Annotated in this window: 19 protein-coding genes; 12 read left to right on the plus strand and 7 right to left on the minus strand. The window is 58.1% G+C overall.

Annotated elements, in window-relative coordinates; genetic code table 11:
* The 3 genes from ACOYIE_RS04890 to eda all read right to left on the minus strand — a co-directional run.
* Positions 1–862: PfkB family carbohydrate kinase (locus tag ACOYIE_RS04890; RefSeq protein ID WP_433411028.1), on the minus strand; the 862-nt coding region annotated here is incomplete at its 3' end.
* A 27-nt stretch (positions 863–889) separates the two neighbouring features.
* Positions 890–1,237: a VOC family protein gene (locus ACOYIE_RS04895; protein WP_433411029.1), complete on the minus strand. Its 348-nt coding sequence runs from the start codon at positions 1,235–1,237 to the stop codon at positions 890–892.
* Positions 1,230–1,874: a bifunctional 4-hydroxy-2-oxoglutarate aldolase/2-dehydro-3-deoxy-phosphogluconate aldolase gene (eda, locus tag ACOYIE_RS04900; RefSeq protein WP_433411030.1), complete on the minus strand. Its 645-nt coding sequence runs from the start codon at positions 1,872–1,874 to the stop codon at positions 1,230–1,232. The genes ACOYIE_RS04895 and eda overlap by 8 nt, the downstream gene beginning before the upstream one ends.
* 193 nt (positions 1,875–2,067) lie before the next feature.
* Between eda and ACOYIE_RS04905 the strand changes: the two genes are divergently transcribed.
* The 4 genes from ACOYIE_RS04905 to ACOYIE_RS04920 all read left to right on the plus strand — a co-directional run bounded on the left by ACOYIE_RS04905 (position 2,068) and on the right by ACOYIE_RS04920 (position 4,458).
* Positions 2,068–2,847 (plus strand): IclR family transcriptional regulator, encoded by a 780-nt coding sequence (locus tag ACOYIE_RS04905; RefSeq protein WP_433411031.1) that lies wholly within the window; start codon positions 2,068–2,070, stop codon positions 2,845–2,847.
* 4 nt (positions 2,848–2,851) lie between these two features.
* The gene (locus ACOYIE_RS04910; protein WP_433411032.1) at positions 2,852–3,625 is read left to right on the plus strand and encodes an alpha/beta hydrolase; all 774 of its coding nucleotides are present in this window, start codon (positions 2,852–2,854) and stop codon (positions 3,623–3,625) included.
* A 102-nt stretch (positions 3,626–3,727) separates the two neighbouring features.
* The gene (locus ACOYIE_RS04915; RefSeq protein WP_433411033.1) at positions 3,728–4,036 is read left to right on the plus strand and encodes a DUF2089 family protein; all 309 of its coding nucleotides are present in this window, start codon (positions 3,728–3,730) and stop codon (positions 4,034–4,036) included.
* Positions 4,033–4,458: a hypothetical protein gene (locus ACOYIE_RS04920; RefSeq protein ID WP_433411034.1), complete on the plus strand. Its 426-nt coding sequence runs from the start codon at positions 4,033–4,035 to the stop codon at positions 4,456–4,458. Before ACOYIE_RS04915 ends, ACOYIE_RS04920 begins: the two co-directional genes overlap by 4 nt.
* Before the next feature lie 100 nt (positions 4,459–4,558).
* On the opposite strand, the gene ACOYIE_RS04925 is transcribed toward ACOYIE_RS04920, so the two are convergent.
* From ACOYIE_RS04925 to ACOYIE_RS04940, 4 genes are all read right to left on the minus strand, one after another.
* Positions 4,559–5,074: an HD domain-containing protein gene (locus ACOYIE_RS04925; RefSeq protein WP_433411035.1), complete on the minus strand. Its 516-nt coding sequence runs from the start codon at positions 5,072–5,074 to the stop codon at positions 4,559–4,561.
* Between the two features lie 79 nt (positions 5,075–5,153).
* Positions 5,154–6,509, minus strand: a complete 1,356-nt coding sequence (locus ACOYIE_RS04930) for an MATE family efflux transporter (protein WP_433411036.1) — start codon at positions 6,507–6,509, stop codon at positions 5,154–5,156.
* Positions 6,510–6,556: 47 nt separating this feature from the next.
* The gene (locus ACOYIE_RS04935; RefSeq protein ID WP_433411037.1) at positions 6,557–7,012 is read right to left on the minus strand and encodes an N-acetyltransferase family protein; all 456 of its coding nucleotides are present in this window, start codon (positions 7,010–7,012) and stop codon (positions 6,557–6,559) included.
* 84 nt (positions 7,013–7,096) lie between these two features.
* Positions 7,097–8,362 (minus strand): O-acetylhomoserine aminocarboxypropyltransferase/cysteine synthase family protein, encoded by a 1,266-nt coding sequence (locus ACOYIE_RS04940; protein WP_433411038.1) that lies wholly within the window; start codon positions 8,360–8,362, stop codon positions 7,097–7,099.
* A gap of 197 nt (positions 8,363–8,559) precedes the next feature.
* Between ACOYIE_RS04940 and ACOYIE_RS04945 the strand changes: the two genes are divergently transcribed.
* The 8 genes from ACOYIE_RS04945 to ACOYIE_RS04980 form a co-directional block, all read left to right on the plus strand.
* The gene (locus ACOYIE_RS04945; RefSeq protein ID WP_433411039.1) at positions 8,560–8,772 is read left to right on the plus strand and encodes a DUF896 domain-containing protein; all 213 of its coding nucleotides are present in this window, start codon (positions 8,560–8,562) and stop codon (positions 8,770–8,772) included.
* Positions 8,769–10,100, plus strand: a complete 1,332-nt coding sequence (locus tag ACOYIE_RS04950; RefSeq protein ID WP_433411040.1) for a CCA tRNA nucleotidyltransferase — start codon at positions 8,769–8,771, stop codon at positions 10,098–10,100. The genes ACOYIE_RS04945 and ACOYIE_RS04950 overlap by 4 nt, the downstream gene beginning before the upstream one ends.
* The gene (locus tag ACOYIE_RS04955; protein WP_433411041.1) at positions 10,097–10,666 is read left to right on the plus strand and encodes a hydrolase; all 570 of its coding nucleotides are present in this window, start codon (positions 10,097–10,099) and stop codon (positions 10,664–10,666) included. The genes ACOYIE_RS04950 and ACOYIE_RS04955 overlap by 4 nt, the downstream gene beginning before the upstream one ends.
* Positions 10,667–10,670: 4 nt before the next feature.
* Positions 10,671–11,096: a secondary thiamine-phosphate synthase enzyme YjbQ gene (locus ACOYIE_RS04960; RefSeq protein WP_433411042.1), complete on the plus strand. Its 426-nt coding sequence runs from the start codon at positions 10,671–10,673 to the stop codon at positions 11,094–11,096.
* A 293-nt stretch (positions 11,097–11,389) separates the two neighbouring features.
* Positions 11,390–11,953 carry a DUF3793 family protein gene (locus tag ACOYIE_RS04965; protein WP_433411043.1) on the plus strand — a complete coding sequence of 188 codons (564 nt, stop codon included), beginning with the start codon at positions 11,390–11,392 and terminating at the stop codon, positions 11,951–11,953.
* Between the two features lie 356 nt (positions 11,954–12,309).
* The gene (locus tag ACOYIE_RS04970; protein ID WP_433411044.1) at positions 12,310–12,519 is read left to right on the plus strand and encodes a FeoA family protein; all 210 of its coding nucleotides are present in this window, start codon (positions 12,310–12,312) and stop codon (positions 12,517–12,519) included.
* Positions 12,520–12,534: 15 nt separating this feature from the next.
* On the plus strand, positions 12,535–12,756 hold the full coding sequence (locus tag ACOYIE_RS04975) for a FeoA family protein (protein ID WP_433411045.1): 222 nt from the start codon (positions 12,535–12,537) through the stop codon (positions 12,754–12,756).
* A gap of 61 nt (positions 12,757–12,817) precedes the next feature.
* Positions 12,818–13,140 (plus strand): FeoB small GTPase domain-containing protein (locus ACOYIE_RS04980; protein ID WP_433411046.1); only part of this gene is annotated, 323 nt, incomplete at its 3' end.

Here is a 13,140-nt window from a genome sequence, read left to right on the forward strand (position 1 = left end):
GGCCGCCGCCGAAGGAGTCGCCGCCGCCGACGCGGTCGATGATGTGCAGCGCATACTTCTTGGAGAAGCAGTACTCGCCGGAAGCCACGTCATACAGCATGGCAGACCAGCCGTTGTCAAACGCGGAGTGAGACTCGCGCAGGGTGATGGCAACCTTCTCAAAGCCGAACTTGTCAGCCAGCTGCTTGGCAACCGACTTGTAGCCTTCGCGGTTGATTTCGCCTGCGTAGATATCGGTAGCCTCGGCCTCGATGCCGAATACGTCCTTGGCGTCCTCCTCGTTGGAGATGCACACGTCAACATACTGGCACAGGTCGGTCATGGCAGCGCGGGCTTCCTCGCGGGTCCACAGCTTGCCGCGGTAGTTAAGGTCGCAGGAGATCTTAACGCCGTGCGCCTTGGCAGCCTTGCAGGCCTCGCGGCAGATTTCTACCACGTTGGCGCCCAGAGCGGGGGTGATGCCGGTGAAGTGGAACCAGTCCACGCCTTCAAAAATCTTGTTCCAGTCAAAGTCAGCGGTGGTCGCTTCCTGAATGGCGGAGTGCGCACGGTCATAAATGCAGACCGAGCCGCGCTGGGAAGCGCCCTTCTCGTTGTAGTAGATGCCGACACGGTCGCCGCCGCGGGTGATCATGCTGGTATCTACGCCGTAGCGGCGCAGCGAGTTGACAGCAGCCTGGCCGATGGCATGTGCCGGCAGCTTGGTGACGAAAGCGGCGTCCATGCCGTAGTTGGCAAGCGAAACAGCCACATTGGCCTCGCCGCCGCCAAAGGTGAATTCCAGGTGGTCAGCCTGTACGAAACGCTCATAGTTGTACGGCTGCAAACGGACCATCAGTTCGCCGAAAGTTACGATTTTCATGTTTTTTCCTCCGATATCAATTTTTGATTACTTCTTGCACAGCAGATGCACGGCAAAGCCGCCGAATTCACCGGACAGGTAGATGAATTTCATCGTACCGTCCTCATTATACTTGGCGGTTTCCTCGGCAAAGGTAAAGCCTTTGGCTTCCAGTTCAGCCTTGGCTGCGGCCACGTCAGGCGTGCCGAGGGCGATATGACCGTGCGTGCCGCGGTACGGGGGCTTCATAACCTCGATGAGGGTGCCGGCGAAGACCGAGGAGTTGCCCGGCTTTACTTCAAGGCCGAAGGCCAGCCCAAACAGCTGGGCGGTCTTGAGCGCTTCCTCAGGGTCGGCGGCGTTGAGACCGATGTGGACGAGCGAATACTCAGCCATTGCGGGCCTCCTTGACGATTTCAACAGACTTCTTGCACAGGTCGGTGATTTCGTCCCACTTGCCGTTTTCGATCAGGTCAGCGGTAACCATATAGGAGCCGCCGCAGGCAGCGATAACGGAGTTTTTGGCGTAATCGGCCAGGTTCTTCAGGCTGATGCCGCCGGTCGGCATAACCTTGAACATCGGGAACGGTGCGTTCATCGCCTTGATCTTGGCGATGCCGCCGGACTGCTCGGCAGGGAAGAACTTGAGCACTTCCAGACCAAGCTTGTACGCGGTGTGATAATCGGTCGGGGTGGTGCAGCCGGGGAAGATGGCGATGCCAACCTTCTGGCAGTACTTGACGATTTCGGGGTCCATGCCGGGGGTAACGATAAACTGCGCGCCTGCGGCCATTGCCTCGTCCACCTGCTCGATGGTCAGCACGGTGCCTGCGCCAACCAGCATTTCAGGGCAGTTGTCATGCATCAGCTTGATGGCCTTGGCAGCGCCTGCTGCGCGGAAGGTGACCTCTGCAACCGGTACGCCGCCGGCAATCAGCGCCTTGGCCAGCGGAATTGCGTCGCGCTCGGGGTTGGTGAGCTTGATGACCGGCACAACGCCGATGGACTGTACTTTCTTCTCAATTTCATTCATAGCGTTCTTCCTCCGTGTTTCATAATGTGGAATGACGTTTCACGAATTTACTTACTGATTTTATTATAAAACTTTACCGTCAGAATGCAAGACTTTTCTGAAAACAATCTGTGCAAATTTTATATTGAAATTTTGGTTAAAATCCATTAAAATGAAACAAAGTTTTACAATGCGAAACGAAGGAGGGCGGTTTATGGCGGAATCTGCATCGGTGCAGTCGCTGGACAGGGCGTTTGACCTGCTGGAAACGCTGTGCCGCAGCCGAAACGGCATGACAATCGGTGCGCTGTCGGCTGAAACCGGTCTGCATAAAAGCACGGTACACCGCTTGCTGGCCAGTATGTGCGCGCGGGGCTATGTGCAGCGCGATGCGGCGACCAGCGTCTACCGCGCGGGCATGCGGCTGTGCGAACTGGGCAGCTATATTATGGAAAACATGGACGTGATTGAGCGCGCGCGGGCGCCGATGGAACGTTTGGGGCACGAAACCGGTGAAACGGTTCACCTGGTTATGCGGGAGGAAAAGGATATTGTTTATATCCACAAAGTGGAAAGCGTCAGCGGCGCAATCCGCATGTTCTCGCGCATCGGCATGCGCCGGCCGCTGTACTGCACCGGCGTGGGCAAGGCCATTTTAGCCACCTGGCAGGACAGCGAGGTGCACACGCTGTGGCGGGCGAGCGACGTGCATTTGTGGACGCCGTACACCATTGTGACGGAAGAAGCGTTCTTTCAGGAACTGGAACAGGTTCGCCGCGTGGGCTACGCGCTGGATAATGAAGAAAATGAGCTGGGGGTGCGCTGCATTGCCGCAGCGATTCCGGATTACAGCGGCAGAGCGACGTATGCGCTTTCTGTTTCGGCGCCGCTCACGCGCATGACGGACGAGCGTATCGCCGCGCTGCGCGAGCCGGTGCTGGCTGCGCGCAATGAAATCGCGGCGCTGCTGGGCGGCGGCGCGTGCCGCGCATGACGCCATGGCAGAAACGATAACGCTGCCGCATGGCAGACTGACCTGCTGGGGCGGCGCGGGAGCGCTGCCCGGGCCCGCGCTCATTCTGTGTCCGGGCGGCGGGTATGAATTTTGCGCCATCCGCGAAGGCGCGCCGGTGGCGCGTGCGTTTGCACGCACGGGAATCGTGTCTTTTGTGCTGGAATATGACTGCGCGCCTGTGCCGCTTGGCAAAATGCCGCTGCACACGCTGGCGGAGGCAGTTGCCTGGGTGCGGCAGAACGCCGGCCGGTTGGGAGTGGATGCGGACCGCATTGCCGTCGGCGGTTTTTCGGCCGGCGCGCATCTGGCGGGGACGCTGGGCGCTGTGTGGCGCCGTGCGGAATGGTTTCCGGAGAACAGTGTGCCCGCATTGCGCCGTCCCAATGCGCTGGTTTTGTGTTATCCTGTGGTGAGTGCAGGGGAATATGCCCATCGCGGCAGTTTTGAGCGGCTGGCCGGTTCGGAGCGATGCGGGCAGCAGGCATTTTCGCTGGAAAGACTGGTGGATGCAGACACGCCGCCTGCTTTTCTGTGGCACACGCTGGATGACGCGACCGTTCCGGTGGAAAATACGCTGCTGCTGGAAGCGGCTCTGCGCCGCGCCGGTGTGCCGCATGAGCTGCACCTGTTTCCGCATGGCGTACACGGGCTGGCGCTGGCGGATTTTGAAACCTATGACCCTGCGCGCGGGCGGCGGCCCGACCGGCATGTGGCGCGCTGGCAGGCGCTGTGCGCTGAATGGCTCAAGGAGCTGTGAAAAGAAAAGAGTGGGAAAAGGCCTTCTGAAAAGGAGGCCTTTTTCTTATGAAAAAAATAAAATTAAAGTTTATACTAAAGGCGCAAAGAAGGAAGTGAAAATATGGCGATAGAAATTGTACCGGCGTGGATGGCGCAGCTGGAGGAAGAGGACATTGCGTTTATCAAGCGGTTTATCCTGGCGTCGGGCTCACTCAAGCAGGTGGCGGGGGAGTACGGCGTGACCTATCCGACCGTGCGCCTGCGGCTGGATCGTCTGATTCAGAAAATTGAGATTGGCGAGCGGGCGGATGAAGAGCCGTACATCGCGCTGATTAAGCGCCTGGCCGTCAATGACAAACTGGATTTTGATACGGCTAAGCTGCTGATAAACGAATATAAAAAACAGAAAAAGGGAGGGATTTCCATATGAAATTTTACGGGATGTCGATTGCCGTCACATTACTCAATACGCTGCTGCTGGCCGCGCTTTTGGTCGGCGTCATCGCACTGGAGGTCTGGCTTGCAAGGCGCAAAAGCCGGTGGCCCGGCCTGATACTGCCGATACTGAGCTTTGTGCTGTCGCTGTTTATGGTGCTGGGGGTTGCAGGCTATTCTGGAGGCGGCGCGAACGCTGTGATGCAGTCGGTGAACGAGCAGACGGGCGAAGTGACCTGGCAGGAGCAGCCTGCCCAACCGGCGCAGAAATGGACATGGAATGATACGGCGCAGGTTGGGATGGTTCTGCTGGTTGGTAATATTCCGACTTTTGTGCTGCTGGGCGCATACGGCATAGGCAGAGAAAAGCTCCGCCGCGAAAAACTGCTGAACAGAATGCATATTCAGGATTTATAAGGGCAATTGCTTCCGCGCGCAGCCTGCGGAAAACCGATTGGAAGATAAAAAATTCCCGCCGTTTCGGACAGACGCATCCAAAACGGCGGGATTTCTGTTTTCAGGCAAAAACCTTGCGGCAGGCAAGGGACAGATAAACGCGGACAGCCAGCGTCATTTCTCTGGCGGCCACAGTTTTGTCGCACAGCGTTACAATCCAGGCAATGCGGGTGCGGGGCATCGGGCTGAGCGGAAACATATGCCGCGCGATGGCCTCGCATTCACGCTCGGTTAAACCGAAGCAGGCGCGGGCGCGTTCTGCCGCAATGCTGCCGTGGACGAAGCCGTGCATGTGCAGCAGGCGTTTCAGTCCGGAGTAGCGGCGCAAAAAGCGGCGAAAAGCGGCGCTGCGCCAGTCGTATTCAAAAAAATCATGCAGCAGAGCCGCACGCACAACAGAGACGGTCTCTTCCACGGACAGACGCATCCGACGGGAGAGGGCGTACGCCGCTTTGGCTACGGCGACCGAATGGTCATATACCGAGTTTTGCGGCCCATGGTGCACAAGCATGCGAAGCTGCTGGAAGCGCGGGTGCGACAGGATATCCCCTGCAAGCTGTTCGATTTCAGCGCCCACCGGCGTCCCCCCTTTCCTTGGTCTGTTTTCATTGTATGCCAGACGGCACAGAAAAACAAGAGGCAATTTGTAACATTTTTTATCCGGCCTTTTGTTCAGGCGGCATGGCGGATTGGCGGCGATAAAGCAGCAGCGCCACGGCAAATCCAACGGCCTCCGCCAGCGGGAAGGCAAACCAGACCGCCGGCAGGCTGACGCGGGCAAGCAGCATAACAGCAGGCAATACCACAATAAATTGCCGCACCAGCGCCACGGCGAGCGAGGCTCCGCTGCGGCCCAGTCCCTGCATGCAGCCGCACAGCGCAACCGAAACGCCGGCAAGGCAGAAGGAAATGGCGATGATGCGAATGGCCGGCACGCCGATGGCAAGCATCTCGTCGGACGCGTTGAACAGCCGCAGCAGCGGCACAGGGGCCAGCTCAAACAGCAGCGTACCGGCCGCCATGATGCCCAGGGAAAGCAGCAGCGCACTGCGGGTGATGCGGTGAATACGGTCGTGCCGCTGCGCGCCGTAATTGTAGCCGATCATCGGGATAAGCGCGTTGTTCAGACCGTAAATGGGCATATAAAGAAAGTTTTGCAGCTTGTAATACACGCCGTAAAAGCTGACGGCCGTCTGGGAAAACGGCATCAGCACACGGTTCATGCACACGGTCAGCAGGCTGAGCAGCGACTGCTGCACCGCGGCGGGCAGGCCGATGCGGATGATGCCGCGGAGAATGGCGCCGTTTGGACGGAAGCCGCGCAGGCGCAGGTTAACATCGTGGTTGAAGCGGATGTTAATCCAGAAACCGATGAGCATGGCGATAATCTGCGCCAGCACAGTGGCAAGCGCCGCGCCCGTTGTGCCCAGACGCGGAAACGGACCGATGCCGAAAATGAGCAGCGGGTCAAGAATGCAGTTCAGCACGGCGCCGATGAGCTGCGTAATCATATGGTACACCGTGTTGCCGGTGGCCTGCATGAAGCGTTCTGCCACAAACAGCAGAAACACGCCGCAGGAAGCGGTGGTGACGACGGTGACATAGCTGGTGCCCATTTCCACTACGGTGGCAACATCGGTGAAGGACGCGATAAAGCGGCGGCCGAACAGCAGACCAAGCGCAGCAAACACGATCCATAGACAGATAGAGAGAAAAATACCGTTCATTGCGACGGCGTCGGCTTCCTCCTGCCGTTTCTGCCCAAGGCTGCGGGAGAGCAGCACGTTGATGCCCACGCCCATACCGATGGCGCATGCAATCATCAAAAGCTGCACCGGAAAGGCGAGAGAAACTGCGGTAAGCGCATCTTCGCTGATGCGGGCGACAAAGGCGCTGTCCACAATGTTGTACAGCGCCTGTACCAGCATGGACAGCATGATGGGCAGCGACATGGTAACGACCAGTCTGCCCTCGGGCATAGAGCCCATTTTGTTTTCGGATACCTGACTCACAAACACATCGCTCCTGTTTCTGATGAATCGTTTTTCGCGCGGGGCGATTACGGCGCAGGGGGGATATCCAGCACCATCTGGCCGTAGTCAAGGTCAGAAAAACCCAGCCTGCGGTAGAGCGCTGCGGCGCGGGGGTTGTCCTCCGTCACTTCCAGACGGAAGCGCGTCGCGGCGGGGTAACGTGCCCGCACCGCGGCGATGAGTTTGCTGCCCACGCCCATGCTGCGCGCGGACTCTTCCACCATCAGTTCTTCCAGCCAGACGCACAGGCCGCCGCCTTCGTTGGACCAGGTAAGCGCAAGCAGGCAGTAGCCCAGCGGCGCGCCGGCATCGTCTTCCGCGATCAGACAGTCGGCATAGGGCGTTCCCTGCATGAGCAGATCGAAGGTGCGCTCGGCGTACTGGGGCGGGATGGCGTGGCAAACGGCGGGGGAATGATAAAACGCCTGTACGCTCTGGAGAAAATATGTGCGGTCACCAGACCCGATGGGACGGATTTGCATGATGTTATACGACTCCTTTTTGTCAAAGTTATCAAATAGGGACGGCGTAATACCGTCCCCATGCTGGCTGCGTAAAAGGATAATTCAGATTTGGGCGAGCGCCTGATCGAGATCCGCAAGGATATCTTCGACGTTTTCCAGACCGACCGACAGACGCACCAGACCGGGCTGGATGCCGGCGGCAACCAGCTGCTCGTCGGTGAGCTGGCGGTGGGTTTCGCTGGCCGGATGCAGTACGCAGGTGCGGATATCCGCAACGTGTACTTCGTTGCAGGCGAGGCGCAGGCTGTCCATGAATTTCATGGCGGGCGCGCGGCCGCCCTTGATGTCAATGCTCATCACGCCCGAGGCGCCGAGCGGCAGGTACTTGCGCGCGCGGTCGTAGTGCTCGTTGCCGGGCAGACCGGGGTAGCGGACGGAGGCAATCTTGTCCGACGCTTCAAGGTGCTTTGCCACCGTCAGTGCGTTTTCGCAATACTGCTTCATGCGCACGGGCAGGGTTTCCAGCCCGAGATTGAGCAGGAATGCCGAATGTGCGGCCGGATAGCAGCCGAAATCGCGCATGAGCTGCATGCGCGCCTTGATGATGTATGCCATCGCGCCGAAGTCACGGGTGTAGGTAACGCCGTGGTAGCTTTCGTCCGGCTCGGTGAAATCCGGGAATTTGCCGGAAGCCGCCCAGTCGAACTTGCCGCCGTCCACAATGACGCCGCCGCCCTGCACGGCGTGGCCGTCCATGTACTTGGTGGTCGAGTGGATGACGATATCCGCGCCGAACTCGATCGGACGGCACAGGATCGGGGTTGCAAAGGTGTTGTCGATAATCAGCGGCACGCCGTTTTTGTGCGCGATGTCCGCCCACTTTTCGATGTCAAACACGGTGAGTGCCGGATTGGCGAGCGTTTCACCGAATACGGCCTTGGTGTTGGGTTTAAAGAGCTTCTGAATCTCGGCTTCATCGGCTTCCGCATCCGCCCAGATGCACTCAATGCCGAGCTTTTTGAGCGTGACGCCGAACAGGTTGATCGTGCCGCCGTAGATGGTGGAGGCAGCGATAAAGCTGTCACCCGCAGAGCACAGGTTGAGGATGGAGAGCAGGGAAGCGGCCTGCCCCGAGGAGGTCAGCATCGCGCCCACGCCGCCTTCCAGCGCGGCGATTTTTTTCTCAACCGCGTCGCAGGTAGGGTTGGCGAAGCGGGAGTACATGAATTCGGTCGGCATATCGAACAGACCGGCGATATGCGCGGTCGAATCGAAGCGGTAAGTGGTGGACTGTACGATGGGCATGACGCCGGGACCGCCGTTTTCCGGTTTATATCCCTCGTGCAGACATTGTGTTTCAATTTTCACGGTAGTTCTTCGCTCCTTTGACGATAGATTGTCAATATGACATATTTTATCATGCGGCAAACAAGGGGTCAAGGTTTATCGCCTTTTTTCGCATCGGCAGGCGCAATGCGGCGGATTTTTCGTAGACTTTGGCAAAAGGCTTTGCTATAATATTAAAATATAGGAATCTTGCGATCTGCATGGAGGAAGAAAAAACCATGACTGATGAAAAAATCGCGCGGATCAACGCGCTTGCCAAAAAAGCAAAGGCCGAGGGCTTGACAGAAGCGGAAAAGGCAGAGCAGAAAAAACTGCGTGAACAATATATTGCCGGTTTTCGTGACAGCCTGAAAAATCAGCTGAACAATACAGTGGTTGTCAATCCGGACGGGACGTCCTATCGCCTGCGGCAGAAAAGGGACGGGAATTGATTTGCCTGCCGGCGCATGCCGCGCGCGCCATTGCGCGTCTGGAGCATGCAGGATATGAGACATGGGCGGTCGGCGGCTGCGTGCGGGATGGCCTGATGGGCCGCATGCCGCATGACTGGGATTTGTGCAGCGCGGCGCGCCCAGAGCAGATGAAAAGCGTATTTGCGGATGAGCGGGTGCTGGATGTTGGCCTGCGGCATGGAACATTGACTGTGCTGACGGATGACGGGCCGCTGGAAATCACCACCTTCCGCGCGGACGGCGGCTATTCGGATGGGCGGCATCCGGACAGTGTGCGGTTCGTCGGCAGCATAGAGGATGATTTGGCGCGGCGGGACTTTACCATCGGGGCCATGGCGTGGCATCCGCAGCGCGGCCTGTGCGACCCGTACGGCGGGCTGGATGATTTGCAGGACGGCATACTGCGCGCCGTCGGCGAGCCGGATGCACGTTTTCGGGAGGATGCGCTCCGTATCCTGCGGGGGGTGCGGTTTGCCGCGCAGCTTGGGTTTACCGTGGAGCCGCAGACGGCTGCCGCCATGCGGCGGCAGCAGGCGCTTCTGTCCCGCATTGCAGCCGAGCGGGTGCGTGAGGAACTGACCGGCATGCTGTGCGGAAGGTTTGTGCAGCGCGCGCTGCGCGATTATGCGGACGTGCTGTTCGCCGTGCTGCCGGAGCTGTGCCCAATGTACGGCTGCGCACAGCAAAATCCGCATCATCTGTATGATGTTTGGGAACATAGTCTGTATACGGTGGGGCAGGTTCCGGCGGAGCCCGTGCTGCGTTGGGCGGCGCTGCTGCATGACTGCGGAAAACCATGCTGCAAAACCGTGGATGCGTCTGCCGTCGGTCACTTTTACGGACATCCGGCGGCCGGCTGCGCATTGGCAGAGCAGCTGCTGCGCCGCCTTCGTTTTTCCAATGAGCAGGCAGCGCACATTCTGTTTCTGGTGGAGCAGCATGACCGGCCGCTGGGAGAGAATGATAAACTGCTGCGCCGCCAGCTGGCAAAGATGGGGGAAACGCGCTTTCGCTGGCTGCTTTCCCTCAAAAAAGGGGATGCGGTAGGACAGGGAACGCACCCTGCGTATATCGCGGAGCTGTGTGAAACAGAAGCGCGGCTGAACGCCGTGCTGGAAGAAGACGCCTGTCTCTCGCTCAAACAACTGGCGGTGGACGGCAGGGATATGATGACGCTCGGACTGCGCGGGCCCGCGGTGGGAGAAATGCTGCAGGCGCTGCTGGAAGCGGTGCTGGACCGGCAGACCGCGAACACGAGACAGGCGCTGCTGGAACTTGCCAAGACCCGAATGGAGGAACTGAAATGACGGCAAAAGAGCAATTTTTGCAGATATATAACAAGAATATTCACCGCGCAGGCGCAGAAAAACTGCTGGCATGGATGGAATCGACCGATTTTTTCACCGCGCCCGCCTCGACCCGCTTTCATGCGGCGTATGAGGGCGGCCTGCTTGACCATTCCCTTAACGTATACAATGTGCTGATTTCCAAGCATTACGACCCGGAAAAAGATGATTTGGAGAGCTTTACGCTGGTTTCGCTGCTGCATGACCTGTGCAAAGCCGGATTTTACGCCATTGAAATGCGCAACCGCAAAAATGAGCGCGGCGAGTGGGAGCGCGTGCCGTTTTATACGATTGACGACCGTTTTCCCTATGGGCACGGTGAAAAATCCGTATTTCTCATCGAGCGTTTCCTGCGCCTGAAAAACGAGGAGGCCGTTGCCATCCGCTGGCACATGGGCGGCTTTGATGACGCGGCCAAGGCAGGCTCGTTTGCCATTGCGCATGCCTATGAGAAATACCCGCTGGCGGTCAAGCTGCACCTGGCCGATCTGGAAGCGACGTATCTTCGCGAAAACAGGGGGGAATGATACGGTGAAGACAAGGGAATTTCGTCTTCGCACCGGACAAGAGGGCCTGTATGAAATTACGGAGATGGTCTGCGATGCCGTGCGGGAAAGCGGCGTAAAGTCAGGCATTGTGGTGGTATACTGCCCGCATTCGGACGCAGGCATCACAATTAACGAGAATGTGGATACGGCCCTCCGGCATGATCTGATGATGGGCCTGGACGCGGCCTTTCCGGACCGCGTGGAGTTTCAGCATCGGGAGAATAACGCGGTATGTCATCTGAAAAGCAGCTGCGTGGGAACAAGCTGCATGGTGCCGGTGGAGGATGGGCAGTTATTGCTCGGCATCTGGCAGGGCATCTTTTTCTGCGAGTTTGATAACCCGGGCAGACGGCCGGGCACAGACAAACGCCGGTTTTTGGTGAAAATAGTATCGGACGACTGTCTTTAAAAAAGAATGCGTCCCGCTTTCGGCGGGCGCATTTTTTTTGGAAAAACCGCTTGACAAAACGGTTAGCGTATGCTAACCTAAGTGTGCGTTAGCGAAGGCTAATCAAAGGCGAAAGCCGCTGACTCGCCCGCACGGAACGGGGCGAAGCAGCGTGCTGCCGACGCTCTGTTTTGCGCTGTCTGACTCCGTTGTGCGCTGTGGAGGCGGCTCTGAAAGAAGGGCCGTCTCCACAATGCAATGGATAAACGGCGGCACAGTGCCAAAGACTAAGCGGCAGGAGGTGCGTTTGGATCATGGAAATGACGCTGGATCGCCTGCTGGCGGCATATTGTTCGCCGACGCTTGCCGGCATCAAACCTGCAAGCCTGGTGTCATGCAATCGTGCGCTGTATCCGGACCTGGTGATGCGCCTGCATGCATATCGCAGCGGGCTGGCACCGCGGGGACTGCATTTTGAAATTGTCTGTGCCTGTCAGGACCGGCATCTGGTGCTGGTTTATCACCGCCCGCTGCTGGAACGCCGTCTGGCGGAACCGGATGTGCAGGACGCGCTGCGCCGGTTTGGCTATGCGGCAGAGCAGCCCCTGGAAGGGCTGCTGCAGCAGTTAAGGCGCCGGATGGCCCTGGCAGACGGCTTTCCGCATGAAGTCGGGCTGTTTCTCGGCTATCCGGTCGAGGATGTGCTGGGATTTATCCGCAACGCCGGACGGGGCTGCAAATTGTGCGGCTGCTGGAAGGTATACGGCGATGCGGAAGCTGCGGCTGCGCTGTTTGCGCGCCTGGCGCGGGTGTGCCGCGGGGTGCTGCGGCGCGTCGAGCGGGGCGAAACGCTGCTTGAAGTGTTTGCCGCGGCCTGAATGCGGGCCGGAAAAAAATTTTGCACATACCCGCCTGCGGGCGGTTATGTATATACGGTCATGCCCGCCGGAACAGGGCGGTTATGATACAATATCCTTTCTTGTCAGGTGCATTGCACCAAACTCTCATGAGCCCCCGGCTGGCGGAACACGGTCGGGGGCTTCCTCCAAGAAAAGTATGCAAATTAGCCGGCGCTAACCAAGGAAAATTGTAAAAATTGACAAACTTTATGTTAAGTGCTTGACAATGCGGGTTAGCAGTGGTAAACTGCATCTGCAAAAGAGGTTAGGTGATGCTAACCAAAGGAAATTCATACGCAGCTGACGCTGCGGAAAGAAGGAGAGGAGCGCTTATTATGCCGCTGACGATGATGAATACAGGGGAACAGACTACGATTAAGTGTATTCGCGGAAAAGACCAGACGAGGCAGTTTCTGAAAAATCTGGGATTTGTGGAAGGGGCGAGCGTGTCCGTTGTTTCCGCGATGGCGGGCAACCTGATTGTAACGGTAAAAGACGCGCGGATTGCGCTTTCGCAGTCCATGGCTGCGCGTATTATGGTGTAAAGGGGGAAAAGAAACGTGGAAAATTTGAAAAATGCCGCGCTCGGCTCTACGGTGCGCGTGTGCAAAATTGAAGGGGAAGGCGCGGTGCGCCGCCGTATTATGGATATGGGCATTACCCGCGGCGCGGAGATTTTTGTCCGCAAAGCGGCGCCGCTGGGCGACCCGATTGAGGTGACGGTGCGCGGTTATGAACTTTCGCTGCGCAAGGCTGACGCGGAAAAAATTCTGGTTGAGTAAAAATTTTTACATACAGGTTAGCTGGGACTAACTTCGGCTGACCAGAGAGAGGGGAAACATGATGTCAATTTGTTTGGCGCTTGCCGGCAACCCGAACTGCGGCAAGACCACGATGTTCAACAGCCTGACCGGCGCAACGCAGTACGTCGGCAACTGGCCGGGCGTTACCGTGGAAAAGAAAGAGGGCTGCTGGCGGGAAGACAGGGAAATCCGCATTATGGATTTGCCGGGCGTTTACTCGCTGTCGCCCTATACGCTGGAGGAAGTGGTTACGCGGGATTATCTGGTGAATGAGCGGCCGGACTGTATTATCAACCTGGTTGACGCCTCCAACATTGAGCGCAACCTGTACCTGACAACCCAGCTTACCGAGATGGGGATTCC

This window comes from Agathobaculum sp., assembly GCF_050946325.1.
Lineage (GTDB): Bacteria > Bacillota > Clostridia > Oscillospirales > Butyricicoccaceae > Agathobaculum.